The sequence below is a fragment of the Streptomyces sp. NPDC053560 genome (genome assembly GCF_044544605.1).
Classification (GTDB): Bacteria; Actinomycetota; Actinomycetes; order Streptomycetales; family Streptomycetaceae; genus Streptomyces.
Genome location: NZ_JBITXI010000012.1, coordinates 89297 through 108193 on the forward strand (window position 1 = coordinate 89297; position 18897 = coordinate 108193).

Genomic DNA, 18897 nt, shown 5'->3' on the forward strand with positions numbered 1-18897 from the left:
CTGGTCTCCTCAAGCGGCTCGGGTGGTGCCCTACTTGCGGATGCGCGTCATCTTCGGGTCGAACAGCGGCTCCTCGGCGACGGTCGCGGGGACCCGCTCGCCGAAGTACTCGACCTGCACGGCGGTGCCGGGGGCGGCGGCCGCGGCCGGCAGCCAGGCGTACGCGACGCAGCGGCCGATGCTGTAGCCGTACGAGGCGGAGGTGACGTAGCCGGCGGGCGCGCCGTCGACGAGGACCGGCTCCTTGCCGAGGACCACGGCGGCGGGGTCGTCGAGGGTGAGGCAGGTGAGCCTGCGGCGGGCGGTCTCCGCGCTGCGGCCCTCCAGCGCGGCCCGCCCGAGGAAGTCGCCCTTGGCGGGGCGGACGGCGAAGCCGACGCCCGCCTCGTACGGGTCGTGTTCGGTGGTCATGTCGTGGCCCCAGGAGCGGTAGCCCTTCTCCAGCCGCAGGCTGTTGAAGGCCGAGCGCCCCGCCGCGATCACGCCGTACTGCTGCCCGGCCTCCCAGAGCGTGTCCCACAGGCGCAGGCCCAGGTCGGCGGTGGTGTACAGCTCCCAGCCCAGCTCGCCCACGTAGCTCAGCCGCATGGCCGTGACGGGGACGTGTCCGAGGTAGGCCTGCTTGGCCTTGAAGTACCCGAACGCCTTGTGCGAGAAGTCGTCGCGGGTGAGCGGCTGGACGAGGTCGCGGGCGAGCGGGCCCCACACGCCGATGCAGCAGGTCCCGGAGGTGATGTCCTGGATGTGGACTCCCTCGGGGGCATGGCGGAGCAGCCAGTCCAGGTCGGCCCCGCTGTTGGCGCCGACCTGGAAGCGGTCGGGTGCGAGCCGGGCCACGGTGAGGTCGGAGCGGACGCCGCCCGCCTCGTCCAGGAGGAGGGTGTACGTCACCGCGCCCGGCTTCTTGTCCAGCTGGTTGGTGGACATGCGCTGGAGGAAGGCGAGGGCGCCGGGCCCGGTGACCTCCAGGCGGCGCAGCGGCGTCATGTCGTACAGCGCGACCTTCTCGCGGGTCGCCTTCGCCTCGGCCGCGGCGATCGGCGACCAGTAGCGGGCCGACCAGGCGTCGCGCTCGGGCAGGTCGATCCCCTCGGCGAGCGGGGCGTTGGCCTCGTACCAGTGCGGGCGCTCCCAGCCGCCGCCCTCCAGGAAGTACGCGCCCAGCTCCTGCTGGCGGGCGTAGAAGGGGCTGACCCGCAGGGGGCGTGGCTGCTCCATGGGCTGGAGGGGGTGGAGGACGTCGTAGACCTCGACGAAGTTCTGGGCGCCGCGGTCCTCGATGTACGCGGGCGAGCGCTGCGCGTCCTCGAAGCGGTACAGGTCGCACTCGTGAATGTCGACGGACGGCCGGCCGTCGGTCATCCACTCGGCGACGGCCCTGGCCACGCCCGCGGAGTGGGTGACCCAGACCGCCTCGGCGAGCCAGAATCCGCGCAGGTCACGGGATTCGCCGAGGACGGGCATGCCGTCGGGGGTGAAGGAGAAGACGCCGTTGAAGCCCTCCTCGACCTCGGAGTCGCCGAGGGCGGGGAGCAGGCCGACGCTGTCCTGCCAGCTCGGCGCGAAGTCCTCCTCGGTGAAGGGCAGCGAGGACGGCATGACGGGCGCGTCGTCGAAGGCGGGCACGGTGAAGGGGTCGACGGGCATCGGGCGGTGCGCGTAGGAGCCGATGCCGATGCGGTCGGTGTGTTCGCGGTAGTACAGGTCGCGGTCCTGGAAGCGCAGGATCGGCTTGCTCGCCTCGGTCCGCGGGTCGTTGACGCCCGCCAGCTCGGGCAGCGGCGCGGTCTTGGCGTACTGGTGGGCGAGCGGCAGCAGCGGCACGTCCACCCCGGCCATCTGGCCGATCACCGGGCCCCAGAAGCCGGCCGCCGAGACGACGTGGTCGGCGGGGAAGGTGCCGCGGTCGGTGACGACGCCGGTGACCCGGCCGCCCTCGCGCTCGATGCCGGTGACGGTGTGCCGCTCCAGGAAGCGGGCGCCGCGCGCTTCGGCGCGGGTGATCTGGGCGCGGCAGGCGAGGACGGCGCGGGCCAGGCCGTCATCGGGGGTGTAGAGCCCGCCGAGGACCTTGGCCTCGTCGAGCATCGGCCAGAGTTTCTTGCACTCGGCCGGGGTGATCAGTTCGCCGCGTACGCCCCAGGAGGCGGCGAGTCCGGCCTTGCGGTGCAGGTCGGCCCAGCGCTCGGGGGTGGTGGCCAGCTCCAGTCCGCCGAGCGGGTTGAAGCAGGGCAGCCCGTCCACTTCGAGGGAGTTGAACTTCTCGACGGTGTACGCGGCGAACTCGGTCATGGTCTTGGAGGGGCCGGTCCGGAAGACCAGTCCGGGGGCGTGCGAGGTGGAGCCGCCCGGGGCCGGGAGCGGGCCCTGTTCGAGGACGGTGACGTCACGCCAGCCGCGTGCGGTGAGTTCGTCGGCGAGCGAGCAGCCGACGATGCCGGCGCCGATCACGACGACGCGGGCGTCGGTGGCGGGGGTGCGGGACATGCTGCTCCTTGGGTCGGGCAGGGAGTACGCGGACCGGGTACGGGCCACTGGAGTCAGAGGACGACCACGGAGCGCAGGACCCGGCCGGCGCGCATGGCGTCGAAGGCGGACTCCACCTCGTCCAGGGAGATCCGCTCGGTGACGAACCCTTCGAGGTCGAGCCGGCCGCTGAGGTAGCGGTCGATGAGCACGGGGAAGTCCCGGCTGGGCAGGCAGTCGCCGTACCAGGACGACTTCAGGGCGCCGCCGCGCGAGAAGACCTCGATCAGCGGCAGGTCGAGACGCATGTCCGGCTCGGGCACCCCGACCAGGACCAGCGTCCCGGCCAGGTCCCGCATCTCGAAGGCCTGGCGGTAGGTATCGGGGCGGCCGACGGCGTCGATGACGACGTCGGCGCCGTGCCCGCCGGTGAGCTGGCGGACCGCCTCGACCGGATCGGTGCCGCGGGAGTTGACGGTGTGGGTGGCACCGAAGCGGGTCGCGCCGTCCAGCTTGCGGTCGTCGATGTCGACCGCGATGACTCTTCTGGCGCCCGCGACCGACGCGCCGGCGACCGCCGCGTTGCCCACTCCCCCGCAGCCGATGACGGCGACCGTGTCACCGTTGCCGACGCCGCCGGTGTGCACGGCGGCGCCGTATCCGGCCATCACGCCGCAGCCGATGAGCCCGGCGGCCTCGGGGCGTGCCGCCGGGTCGACCTTCACCGCTTGGCCGGCCGCGACCAGCGTCTTCTCGGCGAACGCGCCGATGCCGAGCGCGGCCGTGAGCGGGGTCCCTCCCCCAGACTTCGTCCGGGAGGTGCCCTCAAGCAGGGTCATCGGCTGGGCGGCGTTGCGGGAGTCGAAGCAGTACCAGGGCCGGCCGCGGCGGCAGGAGCGGCAGGCGCCGCAGGGCGCGCGCCAGGCGAGCACCACGTAGTCGCCGGGCAGCAGGTCGGTGACGCCGGGGCCGACCTCCTCCACCACGCCCGCCGCCTCGTGCCCGAGGAGGAAGGGAAAGTCGTCGCCGACGGCGCCCTCCCGGTAGTGCAGATCCGTGTGGCAGACCCCGCAGGCCTGCACGGATACCAGCACTTCCCCCGGGCCGGGATCCGGCACCAGAATCGTCTGCACCTCGACGGGTGCGCCCTTTTTCGTCGCGACGACAGCACGGACCTCGTGTGGCATGCCTACCCCTCAGTGTTGCGCACTGCACGACTCGTTGCGCGATGGGAGACATACTGGGAACGCCTTCTCGGCGGCGTCAAGAGGTACGAGTTAACCGTTGGTAAAAGCGCCGGTACTGTCGGCGCGCATGCGAACGGGGCCGGTGAACACCGGCCCCGCGTCGTCCCTGCATACGATCGATTCCGCCTACCCGGCGGGCCTCACGTCCCGTGGCCCATACGGCGGGAGAGTTCCTGCGCCGCCTCGACCGTGCGCTTGGCGACCTCCGGGATCCGGTCGGGCTCCAGCCGGTACGCGGGCGCCGAGACGCTGATCGCGCCGATCACCTGGCCGTCGTGCGCGCGCACCGGCGCGGCGACCGCGTGCAGCCCCAGCTCCAGCTCCTCGATCGCCACCGCGAAGCCGTTGCGCACCACCTCGGCCAGCTGGGCGCGCAGCTCGGCGACGGAGGTGATCGTCCGCTCGGTCAGCCGCGGCAGCTTGCGGGCGAGCGCCGCGTCCTGGACCGGTCCCGGCTGGAACGCCAGCAGCGCCTTGCCGCTGGAGGTCGCGTGCAGCGGGGTGCGGCGGCCGAGCCAGTTCTGCGCGGTGACCGAGGCGGGGCCGCGGGCCTGCATGATGTTGACCGCGGCACCGTTGTCGAGCACCGCGATGTTGGCCGTCTCGCCCAGCTCCTCGGCGAGCAGCCGGCACATCGGCGCGCCCTCCTGCGAGATGTCCAGGCGCACCGCGGCAGCCCCGGCCAGCCGCAGCACCCCGGCGCCGAGGTAGTACTTACCGCGCTCCTGCTCCTGGGAGACCAGGCCGCGGTTCTCCAGCACGCCGAGCAGCCGGAAGGCCGTCGACTTGTGCACGCCCAGTTCGTCGGCGACCTCGGTCACCCCCGCCTCGCCGTGCCGGGCGAGGATCTCCAGCACGGTGACGGCGCGGTCCACCGACTGCACCGAACTCCCCGCTCCACGGCCCGATTTCTCCGCCGACCTGCCCTCCGACGTGCTCTTCGCCTTGTCCGTCATCCGATCTCACCACCTGGCGCGACCCCACGCGGGCCGGCATCTGAAGGGAGGCGCTTGACGCGCGGGCTCCCGGCTTGGATTCTGTTGCGCAGAGCGCTTCGCCGTGCGCATCGCGGAACTCAACTATACCGAACAGTAATGAGGGGTGCCCCGTGATTCCCGTCTGCCACCTCACCGACCTGCCCGCAGGCGAGTCCGTCCGCATCGACACCGCACCTCCGATCGCCGTCTTCAACGCCGACGGCGAGATCTACGCCATCGACGACACCTGCACCCACCAGGACGCCTCGCTCGCCGACGGCTGGCTGGAAGGCTGCCTGGTCGAATGCCCGCTGCACGCCGCCTCCTTCGACCTGCGCACCGGCATGCCGACCTGCCTGCCCGCCCGCCGGGCCGTCCGCACCCACCCCGTCACCGTGGAGAACGGAATGATCTACGTCCACCACGCCGCCGAGGAAGGCACCGCCGCATGAGGACGGTCACCGTCATCGGAGCGTCGCTGGCCGGACTGTACGCCGCGCGGGCGCTGCGCTCCCAGGGTTTCGAAGGCCGGCTCACGATCGTGGGCGACGAACACCACCGCCCGTACGACCGGCCGCCGCTGTCCAAGGACTTCCTCAAGGGTGAGACGGGCCGGGAGCACCTGGCCCTGGCGGACGCCGAGGAGGTGGCCGAGCTGGACGCGGAATGGGTGCTGGGCACCCGTGCCGCCGGGCTCGGCGCCGACGGCCGCTCGGTGCTCCTGGAGGGCGGCCGGTCCCTGGAGACCGACGGGGTGGTCATCGCCACCGGCGCCACCCCGCGCCGGCTGCCCGGCACCGAGCTGTCCGGCGTGCACACGCTGCGCACCCTCGACGACGCCCAGGCGCTCCGCGACGACCTGACCGGCGGGCCGGTACGGGTGGTGGTCATCGGCGGCGGGTTCATCGGGGCCGAGGTCGCCTCCTCCTGCGCCGCGCTCGGCCATGACGTCACGGTCGTGGAGGCCGCGCCGCTCCCGCTGCTGCCGCAGCTCGGCGAGGAGATGGCCCGGATCTGCGCGACGCTGCACGGTGACCACGGGGTCGCGCTGGCCACCGGTACGGGCGTCGCCTCGCTGCGGGGCGGGCCGGACGGGCGGGTCACCGGGGTGGAGCTGGCCAACGGGCGGCTGGTGCCCGCCGACACCGTCGTGGTCGGCATCGGCGTCCGCCCGAACACCGACTGGCTCGCCGGCTCCGGGATCGCCGTGGACGACGGGGTGGTCACCGACGCCGGGTGCGTGACCGCGCTCCCCCATGTCGTCGCGGTCGGCGACGTGGCCCGGGTCGACGGCTCCCGCACCGAGCACTGGACCAGCGCCACCGAACAGGCCGCCGTCGCCGTCCACAACCTGCTCGCGGGCGCCACGCTCAAGGCGCACCGCCCGGTCCCGTACTTCTGGTCCGACCAGTACGGCGTCCGGATCCAGTTCGCCGGCCGGCGCCGGCCCACCGACACCGTGCGGATCCTGGAGGGCTCCCCCGACGACCGCACCTTCCTCGCCGCGTACGAGCGCGAGGGGCGCACCACCGCCGTACTCGCCCTGAACCGGCCCCGCCCGTTCATGAAGCAGCGCCGCGAGCTGGTGCGGGCGGCCCAGCCCGTCGCGAGCTGACCCGCCCCGCACCGGCACCCCTCCTCCGGCACCCCCTTCGGCAGAAAGGGGGTGCCGGCGCATGTGCGCTCCGGCCCCTCCCAGGGCGGCCGCGAGACGGGCGACGCGGCACTTTCATGACCGTCCAAAGGCCTTTCGTATACCGGCACTTGGCGCCCGCTATACCTTCCACCCGATCGGCCGAAGATCGCCCGTCGGGCCCTGTTGACGGACGACATCCGGCTGACACATGCTCGATACATAGGTGCTCGATACAAATGACCCTGGGTATCCGGCCGGTGACCCCTGTCGTGGTCCGGCCGCCCCCGAGGCACCAGCCCGGGGTCGGATTGGGAGGAGCAGCATGTGCGGAATCACCGGATGGGTCGCCTACCGGCGTGACCTGCGGTCCGAGCAGGCCACCGTCGACGCCATGACCGAGACCATGTCCTGCCGCGGTCCGGACGACGCCGGCACGTGGGTCCAGGGCCCGGCGGCCCTCGGTCACCGCCGGCTCGCCATCATCGACCTGCCGGGCGGCCGCCAGCCGATGACCGTCGACACCGACGACGGCCCCGTGGTGATGGTCTACTCCGGAGAGGCGTACAACTTCACCGAGCTGCGCAAGGAACTCGCCTCGCGCGGCCACCGCTTCGTCACCGACTCCGACACCGAGGTCGTGCTCCACGGCTACCTGGAGTGGGGCGAGGCCGTCGCCGAACGCCTCAACGGCATGTACGCCTTCGCGATCTGGGACAGCCGCGAGCAGAAGCTCGTGATGATCCGCGACCGGATGGGCATCAAGCCCTTCTACTACTACGCCACCGAGGACGGCGTGCTCTTCGGCTCCGAGCCCAAGGCGATCCTCGCCAACCCCGAGGTCACCCCCACCGTGACCCTGGACGGCCTGCGCGAGCTGTTCGCCTTCGTCAAGACGCCGGGCCACGCCATGTACGAGGGCATGCGCGAGGTCGAGCCAGGCACCGTCGTCACACTCACCCGCAACGGCCTGCGCACCCGCGTCTACTGGTCGCTGGAGACCAAGCGGCACACGGACGACCAGGACACCTCGATCGCGCACGTGCGCTCGCTGCTGGACGACATCGTGCGCCGCCAGCTCGTCGCCGACGTACCGCGCTGCACCCTGCTCTCCGGCGGCCTGGACTCCTCCGCGATGACCGCCCTGGCCGCCCAGCAGCTGGCCGCCGAGGACAAGACGGTCCGCAGCTTCGCGGTGGACTTCGTGGGCCAGACCGAGAACTTCACCCCGGACGCGCTGCGCGCCGACCCGGACACTCCCTTCGTCCACGACGTGGCGCGCGCCTCGGGCACCGAGCACCAGGACATCGTCCTGAACTCCGACCAGCTCGCCGACCCCGAAGTGCGCTCCAAGATGATCCGCGCCCGGGACATGCCGATGGGCTTCGGCGACATGGACGCCTCGCTGTACCTGCTGTTCAAGTCCATTCGCGAGCACTCCACGGTGGCGCTGTCCGGCGAGTCGGCGGACGAGGTCTTCGGCGGGTACAAGCAGTTCTTCGACCCCAAGGCGCGCGAGGCGGACACCTTCCCCTGGCTGGTGCAGTTCGCCGAGCACTTCGGTGACGACGGCAACATCCTCACCGACAGCGTCACCAAGGCCATGGACCTGGGCTCCTACATCCAGGACAGCTACGACACGGCCGTCGCGGACGTGCAGCGGCTCGACGGCGAGAGCGACTTCGAGTACCGCATGCGCAAGATCTGCTACCTGCACCTCACCCGCTTCGTCCGGGTCCTGCTGGACCGCAAGGACCGGGCGAGCATGGCCGTCGGTCTGGAGGTGCGGGTGCCGTTCTGCGACCACCGGCTCGTGGAGTACGTCTACAACACCCCGTGGAGCCTGAAGTCGTTCGACGGCCGGGAGAAGAGCCTGCTGCGCGAGGCCACAGCGGACGTCCTGCCGAAGTCGGTCTACGACCGGGTGAAGAGCCCGTACCCCTCCACGCAGGACCCGAAGTACGCCGTCGCGCTCCAGGGCCACATCAAGGACCTGCTCGCCAAGCCCTCGCACCCGGTGTTCGACCTGGTCAGCCGGGACTGGCTGCAGCGCGCCGTCAAGGTCGACGTCCCGCAGATCACCCAGGCCTCCCGGCGCGGCCTCGAACGCACCCTGGACCTGGCCCTCTGGATGGACATGTACTCCCCCGCCATTACACTTTCTTGACCTGATCGGGGCGGTTCGATGGTCTAGAACGAGAGTGGATGGTGGCGTGGCGGTCGGCGGAGAGGCCGCGCTGAGCGCGGTCGGCGAGGAAGCCACCCTGGAACTGGTCGTGACCCTGCACCGGCTGCTGCGCAGCCTGGGCAGGGCCGTCCCCGGCCGCCGCGTCCCGCCCACCCAGCTCATCGTGCTCGCCCTGCTGACCCAGCTCGGCCCGTCCCGCATCGGCGTCCTCGCCGAGCGGATCCCCTGCTCGCAGCCGACGGCCACGGCCGCGGTGGCGAGCCTGGAGTCGGCCGGGCTGGTCCGCAGGGAGCCGGACCCCACCGACGGGCGCGCGGCACGCGTGGTCGTCACCGAGGACGGCGTCGGTGCGCTGAACGACGTGGCGCACAGTGAGGCCGAGGCACTCGCGGGGCGGCTCGCCACGCTGGCCCCGGAGGACGTGCGGCGCGTCCTCGAAGCGGGCACGCTGCTGCGGCGGCTGGCCGAGCCGGGCGACTGAACCGGCCGCAGTACCGCGTTCCTCCGGCCCGTCCGGAACCCTTCCGGCCTAATATCCGCGCGGCGGGCTGCCCGAATCCGCCTGCTGCACGCGGGAAATATCGCCGTACTGGGACTTGATGTAATTCACCGCCGCCGCGCAGTTCGCCACCGGGTCGTTGATGTCCCATGCCGTACCCGCCTGATGATGCGCCCGGAAAGTCGGCCAGGTCGTCTGGAAAAGTCCCCTGGACGGCTCACCGGCGACCGCATTCGCGTCCCATCCGTTGAAGGCGCGAGGGTCGAATCCGGATTCCCGCCGGGCGATCGTCCACAATCCCGCGTACCAGTGTCCCGGCACTCCGGTGACCCGCAGGCAGCCGCGGATCCAGCCGGCCGGACCGGCCGCCTCCAACTGCCGTCTCGCCGCTTCGCGCCGCTGTGCCCGCCGCTCCTCCAGCGCCGCCGTGCGCGCCTCCGAGCTGGCCCTTGAGGCTCGTGCCGCGGCCTCGTACCGCTGCTCCGTCAGGCCCGCCGCGAGGAAGGTGGCGGCCTGTCCCTCCAGCGCTGCCGGGGAGACCCGGGCCTTCCGGCGGGGCGGCGGGGGCGCCCGGTGGCCCGCGCGCGTGGCGTGCGGCCGGGTTTTCCCGGTGTACGCCACGGTTTCTTCCGTCCGTGTCCCGGCCTCACCGGGACGCGTATCCGCCATTCCTCTGAAGGCGATCGCGGCAGGCATTATCAGCGCGAGGACAGACGAAAGAGCGGTGGTCGCAGTCCTGGCCATGTGCATGGGAAATCATCGCCTTCCCGTCGAGCCGCCGGCTCACTTGGAAGGCGTCATATCAACCGGCGGAAGGACTCGCCGAACCGTTGGGCCGAACCGGGCGGGTCCGAGCGGACCGGCGATATCTTCGAAGATTTGCGTGACGGGCGCGGGCGGAGCGGCGCCGGGCGGCCCGGCGGGAAGGGCGGGACCGGGCGAAGGGAGCGGCCGGGCGGGGCTATCGTGGCCTCATGTCCGCGCCTGAGCTGATCCGTATCGTCTCCCGCTCCTCCCCCATGGCCCTGGCCCAGGTCGAGCGCGTCCGCACCGAACTGGCCGCGCTGCACCCGGGCGTCGCCACGGAGGTCGTCCCGGTCACCACCACCGGAGACCGCTGGATGGGTGACCTTTCCCAGGTGGAGGGCAAGGGCGCGTTCACCAAGGAGGTCGACGCCGCCCTTCTTTCGGGCGAGGCGGACGTGGCGGTGCACTGCGTCAAAGACATCCCGGCCGACCGGCCGCTGCCCGCCGGTACGACCTTCGCCGCGTTCCTGAAGCGGGACGACGTACGGGACGCGCTCATCCACCCCGGCGGACTCACCCTCGACGAGCTGCCGCCGGGCACCCGCATCGGCACCTCGTCCGTACGCCGCCGCGCGCAGCTCGCCGCTTCCCACCCGCACTTGGAGACGGTGCCGATGCGCGGCAACGCCAACCGGCGGATGGAGAAGCTGCACGCCGGGGAGGCCGACGCGCTGCTGCTCGCGGTGTCCGGGCTGCACCGCATCGACCGCCCCGACGTCATCACGGAGGTCCTGTCCGTCGAGCAGATGTGCCCGCCGATCGGCGCCGGGGTGCTGGCCCTCCAGTGCCGCGAGGACGACACCGTGACCGTCGACGCGCTCTCCGGACTCGGCGACCCGGGTACGCACCGCGAGACGCAGGCCGAACGCATGTTCCTGCACGTGCTCCAGGGGCACTGCAACTCCCCCATCGCCGGGTATGCCCGGGCCGAGCGCGGCGGCGACCTGTCGCTCCGGGCCTGCGTGTTCACCCCCGACGGCAAGACCGTCCTCAACGCCCACGAGTGGGCGGGCCGGCTCGACCCCGCCACCCTGGGCACCTCCGTCGCCGTGGCGCTGCTCCGCCAGGGCGCCCGCGAACTGATCGACGGCATCCCGCACTGACGCGCCACCGGCGCGCGCCGCCCGCCCCTCGGGGCCGCCGCGCCGTCAGGGCCGCAGGTCTCCTTCGACGACCGCCTCGGCCGTCTCGCGCAGCTTGGCCCGGTGCTGACGCGCGTACCCGCGCAGCAGCTCGAACGCCGCGCCGGTCGGGATGTGGCGCTCGGCCGCGAGCATGCCCTTGGCCTGCTCGATGACGACCCTGCTGTCCAGCGCGTGCTGGAGCTGGTCCGCCACCCGGCGCTGCTGGTCCCGCTCGGCGGCCATCGTGAGGTAGGCGACGGTCATGTCGGTCAGCACCCGTACGCGGAGGAGGTCGGCGACGGGCCAGGACCGCGGCTCGGGGTGGTAGAGGTCCAGCGTCCCGAGCGCCTTCCCGTGGGAGTGCAGCGGCAGGCTGGCGGTCGCCGCCACGCCCAGTGCGAGCACCCGCTCTCCGTAGCCGGGCCAGCGCGCCACGTCCCGCGCCAGGTCGGGCACCGTGACCGGCCGTGCGGTGCGCAGGGCCTCGGCGCACGGCCCGCACCGGAGCGCGGCCTGGACGTGGCCCGCCTCGGCCGCCATCCGGCCCAGCACGCCGGCGGGGTGCAGCGCCCCGCCATGCACGAGGGAGACCGCGGTGCTCCGTACGGCGAGCGCGGCGGCGGAGCACCGCGCGAGGTCCTGGAGTACGTCGCCGACGGAAGGGACGGTCGCGAGGACAGCCGCGAACCGGGAGATTTCCCCGAAGCCCCGCTCCTGATCCATCACCGCCCGGTCACCTTCTTTCCTCGGGCGCCATGTACTGTCCCCGACGCTAAGCGCGGAGCCGGGCGGCGGGGAAGCCTCAAACGGTCCGGTCGGCACCCCTCAAATGGGCTGTCTTTCCCTCGCCGGGCAGCAGGCCGGCGCGGGTGGCCGCGACCACGGCCTCCAGCTGACTGTGGGCGCCCAGTTTCATCAGCAGGTTCTTCACGTGGCCGCGGGCGGTGTGCCTGCTGATGACGAGGCGTTCGGCGATCGCCCGGGGGGCCAGCCCCTCCCCCATCAAGTGGAGCACCTCCAGCTCGCGTCCCGTCAGGCGGACCGGGGCCACCCCGTGCGGCACGTTCCGGGCGCCGTCGGCCGGGTCGAGCAGGGCCGCCAGCGCCGCGCCCCCGACCATCAGCGTCCCGCCGGCCGGTGCCCGCAGCGCGGCGAGGATGTCGGCGAGCGCGCCGGACTTGGACAGAAATCCGGTGGCGCCGGCCGCCGTGGCGGCGGCTAGCACCGCGGGGTCGGTGTCCGCGGTGAGGATCAGCACGCGGACCTCCGGGTGGGCCGCCTTGATCGCGGCGGTGCCCTCGATGCCGTCGGAGCCCGGCAGGTGAATGTCCATCAGGACGGCGTCCGTGCCCGTGGCGGCGAGCGGCAGCGCGGCCTCGACCGTACCGACCGCGCCCACGCACTCCAGGTCCGGCTGCGCGGTGATGGCCAGTTCCAGCGCGTCGGCGAGTGTCCGCTGGTCCTCTACCACCAGCACCTTGGTCATCCTGGCCACCCCACACTGTCGGCCGGTCCAGCCTAGCCCGGAGCGCCCTCCCGGCGTGGCGGTGCCGGACTTCCGGCCGGGCCTCCGGAGGCACCGCGGTACCGGTTCCCGCTCTGGCAGCGTGAGGCCTTCCGGAGGAAAGTTGTCCCGAAGGGCTGCTCTACCCCGAAGGCCGGCGGGCAGGGGACAGGAGGCTGACGCACGTGACCACTTACTCGTTCAGGCTCTTCGTCGCCGGACGGACGCCGCACTCCCAGGAGGCCGAACTCAATCTGCGTCTGTTGTGCGACAGCCGGCTGCGCAGTCGGTACGACCTCCAGATCGTGGATGCCGTGGAGCGTCCCGAACTGGCGGAGGAGGGGCGGATCCTGGCCACCCCCACCGTCATCAGGCTCAGCCCGCCCCCGCAGCGGCGGGTGGTCGGTGACCTGTCCGACCATCACCGCGCCGCCGTCGCCCTGGGCCTGCCCAGCGAGAGCGAGCATTCCCGGGAGGTACGGTCATGACGTCAGGTGGCGCAACGGTGCCGCGCGTGACCACCGCGATCAACGGTTTCGATCAGGTCGCGCTGGGCGGGCTGCCCGCGGGCCGGTGCACCTTGGTCACCGGTACGGCCGGCAGCGGCAAGACGCTGTTCGCCGCCGAATTCCTTGCCCGGGGCCTACAGTTCTTCGACGAGGCGGGAGTCTTCGTCACCTTCGAGGAACCGCCCACCGACATCCGCCGCAACGTCGCCTCGCTGGGATTCACCGTGGCCGAGTGGGAGAGTGCCGGGAAGTGGGCCTTCGTCGACGCCTCCGCCCGGAACGCCGAGGAGGGCCTCGTCGTCGGGGCGTACGACTTCCAGGCGCTCGCCGCCAGGATCGCGCACGCGGTGCGCACGGCCGGCGCCAAGCGGGTCGCCCTGGACTCGTTGGGCGCGGTCTTCCTGCGCTACCCCGGGCCGGCCGTCGTCCGCCGGGAGCTGCTGCGCGTGGCGGACGCCCTGGAGTCGCTCGGCGTGACGGCGGTGATCACCACGGAGCGGGGGACGGAGTACGGCGCCATGTCCCGGCTCGGCGTGGAGGAGTTCGCGCTCGACAACGTCATCGTGCTGCGCAACACCCTGTTCCAGGAACGGCGGCGCCGGACCCTGGAGATCGTGAAGTTCCGCGGCATGCCGCACCGCACCGGCGAGTGGCTGTTCACCATCGATCCGCGGGACGGCATCGTCGTCGTACCGCTGGCGTTCCTCGCCCCGCACGAGGGAACCGTGATCCGCGACCGGGTCTCCACCGGCATCGCGGAGCTGGACACGATGTGCGGCGGCGGGGTCTACCGCGACGCGGTCGTCCTGCTCACCGGCCCGACCGGGATCGGCAAGACGCTGTCCGGCCTGCACTTCGTGAAGGCCGGTGCCGGCGCGGGCGAGCGCTGCCTGCTGTACACCTTCGACGAGACCCGCCAGCAGCTGGACCGCAACGCCGCGGGCTGGGGCGTCGACCTGCCGGCCATGGAGGCGGCCGGTCTGCTCCAGGTGGTGTCGGAGTACCCCGAGACCTCGTCCCTGGAGGACCACTTCATCCTGGTGCGGCGGGCGGTGGAGGAGTTCCGGCCCACGCGGCTGGTCATCGACACGCTCTCCGCACTGGAGCGGATCGCCACCCCGCGGGCGCTGCTGGACTTCGTCGTCGCGCTGGGCGCGGTGCTGCGGCCGCGCGCCATCACCGCACTGCTCACCTCGCTGCCCGCCGACCGCACGGCGCCGAACCCCGGCCCGAGCATCGCCGCGCGCGTCGCCAGCCTCACCGATGTGTCGGTCCTGCTGCGCTACGTGGAGACGGCGGGCCTCACGGGCCGGGCCGTCGCGGTGCTCCAGACCCGTGGCTCGGCCCACGACCACCGGATCCGCGACGTCACCATCGACGACACCGGGATGCACATCGGCGAGCCGCTGCGCGGCGTCTCCTCCGTACTGACCGGCTACGGGGTCCCCGTGATCGCGGCCGGCGCGCACGGCACGGCCGACCACCGCGCGCCGGCCTCACCGGTGGGGCCCGATGGCTGACCACGGTTCACGCACCGGCGCCGGGGCCGGCAACGGGGCTCCCGACGCCGGCCCCGGCGACATCGGGCGGGTCGTCGTCTCGGCGGCCGCCGACGGCATCCTGGCGGTCGACGCGGACGGCCGTGTCGTGTTCTGCAATCCGGCGGCCGAGGAGCTGTTCTCCCGGCCCGCCGCCGAACTGGTGGGCAAGGAATTCGGTTTCCCGCTCGTCGTCGGGGAGACGACCATCGACCTGATGCTCCCGAACAGGAACGTGCGGGTGGTGGAGATGCGGGTCACCACCGCGCTGGTGGAGACCGACCTGCTGCACGTCGCGGCGCTGCGGGACATCACCGGGCGGCGCCGGGCCCAGCAGGAGCTGGAAGCGGCGCTGGAGCGGCAGAACATCGTGGTGGCGGTGGCCGCCCACCAGCTGCACAATCCGCTGGCCACGATCGGCGTGCTCGCCGACACGCTGCTCGACCACCGGGCGGTGCTCTCGGACCGGGCGCGGTCCGCGGCCGTGCACCGGATCGCCGAGCGCACCGCCCACCTCCAGGCGCTGGTGCGCAAGCTGCTCACCGCGGCGCGCATCGACGCCGCCGCCCCGCAGGCCGTCGCGGAGGACGTCCCCGTCCTGCCGTTCCTGATCGAACGGCTGGGCAATGTCACGGAGCAGATCGAGGCGGTACGGCTGTCGTGCGCGCCCGGGCTGGTCGCGCGGGTGGACCGGCTGGCCTTCTCGGAGATGCTCACCAACTGCCTGGAGAACGCCTTCACGCACGGACGCCCGCCGGTCAGGGCGCGCGTCGTGGCCCGGGACCATCAGTGGCTGGAGATCTCGGTGAGCGACCACGGCGACGGGGTGCCGGAGGAGTTCGCACCGCATCTGTTCGAGCGGTTCACCCGCGGGCCGAACGCCGAACTGGCCGGTGACGGCTCGGGGCTGGGGCTCTGGGTCGTCCGCTGTCTGGCCCGCGCCAACGGAGGCGATGCCTGGTACGAGCCGTCCTCCGCCGGCGGTGCGTGCTTTCGGCTGCGGCTGCCCCGCGCACCGGACGAGTGAGCCGTCCGGCGGTTCCGGCGGTCCCACCCGGTCGCCGACCACCGTCGAGCAGCGGTCCGCGTACACCCGGGTGGCCGTCCTGTCCCGCGGGCCGTGTCCCCCGTACGACGTGGTGGCCGTCGTCCTGCTGTCGCCGCCGGGTGAGCTGTACGGGCTGACCCGGCGGGAGCTGCAGATCGTCGGGCTGGTCGTGGAGGGCTGCACCAATCAGCGCATCGCCTCCACGCTGCACATCGCCGAGCGCACGGTCGCCGCGCACATCGAGCACGTCCTGCCCGAGCCCGGGGCCGTCTGCCGCACCCAGATCGCCGTCCGGGCCCTCGCCCGGGGGCTCTACCTGCCGAGCCCCGCACGGCTCGGCGCGGGCGCGGCCGGCGGCACCTGACGGGCTCCGGCGGCGCCCGTCAGGATGCGGTGGACCAGGCGCGCGCCGGTCCGGGCCGTGCGGTGGTCGGCGTCCAGATCCGGATTGAGCTCCGCGATGTCGCAGACGGCCAGCCGGCCACTGGCGGCGACCTTGGCGCAGACGTGCTCCACCACCTCCAGCGGGACGCCGTACGCGGCGGGGGCGCTGACGCCCGGCGCCACGGCGGCGGGCAGCACGTCCAGATCGATGCTGAGGTGCACCAGGTCGCAGCTCGCGAGGAAGTCGTCCACGAAGGCGTCGACGCGGTGCATGTGCAGCAGACCGCTGCCGGTGTCGGGGAGGTAGCGCGCGCCGAGCCGGTCGGCGGTGCGGTACAGCCGCTCGGTGTTGCTCGGCGCGCTCACCCCGAGCACCCAGTAGTTCAGCTCCCGGCCGGCGGCCTCCTCGTCCTCCGCCATCTGCAGGAACGGCGTGCCGGAGCTGGGGCGGACGTCGTCGCGCAGGTCGAAGTGCGCGTCGAGGTTGAGCACGCCGAGGCGGGCGCCGTCGCGCAGCGCGCGGCTGCCGGCGAGCCCCAGGTAGCTGCCGTAGGCGACCTCGTGGCCGCCGCCCAGCACGGTCACCGGGCGGCCGTGGTCCAGGAGGGCGGTGACGGCGCGGCCCAGGCGCCGCTGGCCGGCCGCCAGGTCGCCGTCCCCGACCTCGATGTCCCCGGCGTCCAGGGCGCGCAGCGGGGTCTGGAGGGCCATCGGGGCGAGCGCGCGGCGCAGCGCACCCGGGCCGTCCGCGGCGCCGGGCCGGCCCTTGTTGCGGCGTACGCCCTCGTCGCTGCGGAAGCCGACGAAGGCCGCGTCCCAGGCGCCGGCCGCGCCCCGGCCGCCGGCCGTTCCCCGGTCGGCCGCCGGGTACGGCGTCACGGCGTGGTGCCAGCGCAGGTGCTCGGCGCCGGCGCCGTCGTCGCGGCCGGTCCACGGTTCGGCGGGCGCGTCGGCCGCCCACTTCTCCGGGCGCGCTGCCGGGTCCTGGTCGGTGGCGCGGGCGGCCTGCTGCACGGTGCTCGTCACGGTTCCTCAGCTCCTCGGTGTTCCGCTGCCATCACACCCGCGCGCCGGGCTCCGGACCAGGGCGGGCGCCTGGGTTCCTCGGATCCGAGACCCACTAGGATTCCGGTGCCCGCGTCACCCGCGAGGAGCGTGTGACCACGAGTGCGAGGGACGGTGAACGGCTTGGCCGGGGAGGCTGCTGACCTCGCGCGGCGGTACCACGCGCAGGCGTCCCGTTCGGCGCCCGCGTACCAGCGCGTGAAGGACCTGGTCACCGAGCAGATCATGAGCGGGCGGTGGCGGGAGGGCGACGCGCTCCCCTCGGAGAGCCAGTTCGTGGAGTCGCTGGGCCTGTCCCGGATGACGGTCAACCGCGCGCTGCGGGAGCTGGCGGGCCAGGGCCTGATCCGCCGGGTGATGGGCGTGGGCAGCTTCGTGGCGCTGCACAAGGGCAGTTCGGCGCTGGTGGAGGTGCACAACATCGCCGACGAGGTGCACCGCCGCGGGCACCGGTACCGCGCCGAGGTGCTGTACGTACGCGCCGAGACCGCCGATCCGGAGGTCGCCGCGCAGTTCGGTCCGGGCGCCGGGCGCCGGGTCTTCCGGTCCCGGGTGGTGCACTTCGAGGACGACGTGGCCATCCAGCTGGAGGACCGTTACGTCCACCCGGACTTCGCGCCCGGCTACCTCGAGCAGGACTTCACCCGGCGGACCCCGTTCACGTTCCTGTCCGAGGTGGCGCCGCTGGGCCGGGGCGAGCACGTGGTGGAGGCGGTGCTGCCGTCGTCGGAGGAGTGCGCAGTCCTCGGCGTGCCCGAGTCCGAGCCGTGCCTGCTGATCCACCGCCGTACCTGGTCGGGCGACGCGCTGGTGAGCATCGCGCGGCTGCTGCACCCGGGGTCGCGGTACCGGCTCCAGGGCACCTTCGACAACCGCTGAGCCGCCCCGGAGGGGCGCTCGCCGGTCGGCGGACGGCTACGGCCGGGCCGTGGGCGGGCGGCCCGAGACCGCGTGGGTGAGCCGGGCCGCGCCCTTGCGCAGCAGGTCGCGCACGTACGCCTCGTCGCGCGGGCGGTGGTTCCGGTACCAGGTGCTGCTCAGCGCCGCCACGGGCCGCCCGTGGTGGTCGAACGCCGCCACCCCGACCGAGCGGAACCCCGCCGAGACCAGCTCGGTCTCCTCCGACCAGCCGCGCGCCCGGTCCCTGGCCAGCAGGTCCCGCAGTTCGCCCAGCGACCGCGGCCCCTTGCCGGTGCGGGTGATGAGGTCGCCGGGGCGCGGGAAGAGCGCCTTGAGCTGGGCCTCGCCGACGTGCGCGAGGAGCGCCCGGCCGCTGGCCGTCAGATGGGCCGGGAGCCGCACGCCGACCTCGGTGACCAGCGGGACCGTGACGGTGCCCGGCCGCGCCGCGGCGGGCTGCTCCTTGAGCAGGTACACGGTCTCCGCGCCGTGCAGCACCCCGAGGTGCACGGGTTGCGCGAGGCGGCCGGCGAGGGTGCGCAGGACCGGGCGGGCCAGCCGTTCGAGCGGCTCGTGCCGGAGGTAGGCGGAACCGATCTCGAAGGCGGCGACGCCCAGCCCGTAGGCCTGCTCGTGCGGGAGGTAGGTGACGAAGCCGCGCCCGGCCAGCACGGTGAGGATGTGGTACGCCGACGAGCGCGGAATGCCGAGGTCGCGGGCGAGCGTCGCGACCCGTACGGGGCCGCTGCGCCCGGCGAGGTGGGTGAGGATGTCCAGCGCGCGGCCGACGGCCGGAGAGGCGCTCGACGTGGCCGCCGTACCGGGCTCTTTCATCGCCGCGACCCCTTCCGCGCCGGCCTGCCCATTTCCCGGATCGACCCTTGACGGTCCTGTCTATACAGGCATATACATGCGGCGCCTGTGTTCAAGTGAGAGGCGGCGACAGCCGCTCCCGCCAGGCGACGGCCCATGTCGCACGTCAGGGACGGGCGTGCTGTTCCCGAAGGA

Annotated in this window: 18 protein-coding genes; 10 read left to right on the forward strand and 8 right to left on the reverse strand. The window is 73.0% G+C overall.

Annotated features, from left to right (window positions below; genetic code table 11):
* Nucleotides 1-30 precede the first annotated feature (30 nt).
* The 3 genes from ACIGQF_RS27490 to ACIGQF_RS27500 all read right to left on the reverse strand — a co-directional run bounded on the left by ACIGQF_RS27490 (nucleotide 31) and on the right by ACIGQF_RS27500 (nucleotide 4669).
* The gene (locus ACIGQF_RS27490; protein WP_399715325.1) at nucleotides 31-2487 is read right to left on the reverse strand and encodes an FAD-dependent oxidoreductase; all 2457 of its coding nucleotides are present in this window, start codon (nucleotides 2485-2487) and stop codon (nucleotides 31-33) included.
* A gap of 53 nt (nucleotides 2488-2540) precedes the next feature.
* On the reverse strand, nucleotides 2541-3653 hold the full coding sequence (locus tag ACIGQF_RS27495) for an S-(hydroxymethyl)mycothiol dehydrogenase (protein ID WP_399715328.1): 1113 nt from the start codon (nucleotides 3651-3653) through the stop codon (nucleotides 2541-2543).
* Nucleotides 3654-3853: 200 nt separating this feature from the next.
* On the reverse strand, nucleotides 3854-4669 hold the full coding sequence (locus ACIGQF_RS27500; protein WP_399715331.1) for an IclR family transcriptional regulator: 816 nt from the start codon (nucleotides 4667-4669) through the stop codon (nucleotides 3854-3856).
* 152 nt (nucleotides 4670-4821) lie between these two features.
* Here ACIGQF_RS27500 and ACIGQF_RS27505 point away from each other — a divergent pair, with 152 nt between their 5' ends.
* The 4 genes from ACIGQF_RS27505 (at nucleotide 4822) to ACIGQF_RS27520 (ending at nucleotide 8992) form a co-directional block, all read left to right on the forward strand.
* The gene (locus ACIGQF_RS27505; RefSeq protein ID WP_399715335.1) at nucleotides 4822-5142 is read left to right on the forward strand and encodes a bifunctional 3-phenylpropionate/cinnamic acid dioxygenase ferredoxin subunit; all 321 of its coding nucleotides are present in this window, start codon (nucleotides 4822-4824) and stop codon (nucleotides 5140-5142) included.
* Nucleotides 5139-6305 (forward strand): NAD(P)/FAD-dependent oxidoreductase, encoded by a 1167-nt coding sequence (locus tag ACIGQF_RS27510; RefSeq protein WP_399715337.1) that lies wholly within the window; start codon nucleotides 5139-5141, stop codon nucleotides 6303-6305. The genes ACIGQF_RS27505 and ACIGQF_RS27510 overlap by 4 nt, the downstream gene beginning before the upstream one ends.
* A gap of 343 nt (nucleotides 6306-6648) precedes the next feature.
* Complete coding sequence (asnB, locus tag ACIGQF_RS27515; RefSeq protein WP_399715340.1) at nucleotides 6649-8490, forward strand: asparagine synthase (glutamine-hydrolyzing); 1842 nt, start codon at nucleotides 6649-6651, stop codon at nucleotides 8488-8490.
* 46 nt (nucleotides 8491-8536) lie between these two features.
* Nucleotides 8537-8992, forward strand: a complete 456-nt coding sequence (locus ACIGQF_RS27520; RefSeq protein WP_361567739.1) for a MarR family winged helix-turn-helix transcriptional regulator — start codon at nucleotides 8537-8539, stop codon at nucleotides 8990-8992.
* Nucleotides 8993-9040: 48 nt separating this feature from the next.
* On the opposite strand, the gene ACIGQF_RS27525 is transcribed toward ACIGQF_RS27520, so the two are convergent.
* Nucleotides 9041-9631: a transglycosylase SLT domain-containing protein gene (locus tag ACIGQF_RS27525; protein WP_399715344.1), complete on the reverse strand. Its 591-nt coding sequence runs from the start codon at nucleotides 9629-9631 to the stop codon at nucleotides 9041-9043.
* 353 nt (nucleotides 9632-9984) lie between these two features.
* Here ACIGQF_RS27525 and hemC point away from each other — a divergent pair, with 353 nt between their 5' ends.
* Entirely contained in the window at nucleotides 9985-10920 is a 936-nt protein-coding gene (gene hemC, locus ACIGQF_RS27530; protein ID WP_399715348.1) for a hydroxymethylbilane synthase, read from the forward strand.
* Between the two features lie 45 nt (nucleotides 10921-10965).
* Here hemC and ACIGQF_RS27535 read toward each other — a convergent pair whose 3' ends face one another.
* Both ACIGQF_RS27535 and ACIGQF_RS27540 read right to left on the reverse strand, forming a co-directional pair.
* Nucleotides 10966-11664, reverse strand: a complete 699-nt coding sequence (locus ACIGQF_RS27535) for a GAF and ANTAR domain-containing protein (protein ID WP_399715350.1) — start codon at nucleotides 11662-11664, stop codon at nucleotides 10966-10968.
* A 79-nt stretch (nucleotides 11665-11743) separates the two neighbouring features.
* The gene (locus ACIGQF_RS27540; RefSeq protein ID WP_399715353.1) at nucleotides 11744-12427 is read right to left on the reverse strand and encodes a response regulator; all 684 of its coding nucleotides are present in this window, start codon (nucleotides 12425-12427) and stop codon (nucleotides 11744-11746) included.
* Between the two features lie 203 nt (nucleotides 12428-12630).
* On the opposite strand from ACIGQF_RS27540, the gene ACIGQF_RS27545 reads away from it, so the two are divergent.
* The 4 genes from ACIGQF_RS27545 to ACIGQF_RS27560 are packed head-to-tail and all read left to right on the forward strand — an operon-like array spanning nucleotide 12631 to nucleotide 15904.
* Nucleotides 12631-12933, forward strand: coding sequence for a circadian clock KaiB family protein (locus tag ACIGQF_RS27545; protein ID WP_399715356.1), 303 nt, complete (start codon nucleotides 12631-12633; stop codon nucleotides 12931-12933).
* 26 nt (nucleotides 12934-12959) lie between these two features.
* Complete coding sequence (kaiC, locus tag ACIGQF_RS27550) at nucleotides 12960-14474, forward strand: circadian clock protein KaiC (RefSeq protein WP_399715359.1); 1515 nt, start codon at nucleotides 12960-12962, stop codon at nucleotides 14472-14474.
* The gene (locus ACIGQF_RS27555) at nucleotides 14467-15519 is read left to right on the forward strand and encodes an ATP-binding protein (protein WP_399715362.1); all 1053 of its coding nucleotides are present in this window, start codon (nucleotides 14467-14469) and stop codon (nucleotides 15517-15519) included. Before kaiC ends, ACIGQF_RS27555 begins: the two co-directional genes overlap by 8 nt.
* Nucleotides 15476-15904, forward strand: coding sequence for a response regulator transcription factor (locus ACIGQF_RS27560; RefSeq protein WP_399715365.1), 429 nt, complete (start codon nucleotides 15476-15478; stop codon nucleotides 15902-15904). Before ACIGQF_RS27555 ends, ACIGQF_RS27560 begins: the two co-directional genes overlap by 44 nt.
* Here the strand turns inward: ACIGQF_RS27560 and hutG are convergent.
* On the reverse strand, nucleotides 15853-16950 hold the full coding sequence (hutG, locus tag ACIGQF_RS27565) for a formimidoylglutamase (protein ID WP_399715368.1): 1098 nt from the start codon (nucleotides 16948-16950) through the stop codon (nucleotides 15853-15855). The genes ACIGQF_RS27560 and hutG overlap by 52 nt on opposite strands.
* A gap of 162 nt (nucleotides 16951-17112) precedes the next feature.
* Here hutG and hutC point away from each other — a divergent pair, with 162 nt between their 5' ends.
* Nucleotides 17113-17868: a histidine utilization repressor gene (gene hutC, locus ACIGQF_RS27570; RefSeq protein ID WP_361567715.1), complete on the forward strand. Its 756-nt coding sequence runs from the start codon at nucleotides 17113-17115 to the stop codon at nucleotides 17866-17868.
* 36 nt (nucleotides 17869-17904) lie between these two features.
* On the opposite strand, the gene ACIGQF_RS27575 is transcribed toward hutC, so the two are convergent.
* On the reverse strand, nucleotides 17905-18723 hold the full coding sequence (locus tag ACIGQF_RS27575) for an IclR family transcriptional regulator (RefSeq protein WP_399715372.1): 819 nt from the start codon (nucleotides 18721-18723) through the stop codon (nucleotides 17905-17907).
* Nucleotides 18724-18897 lie beyond the last annotated feature (174 nt).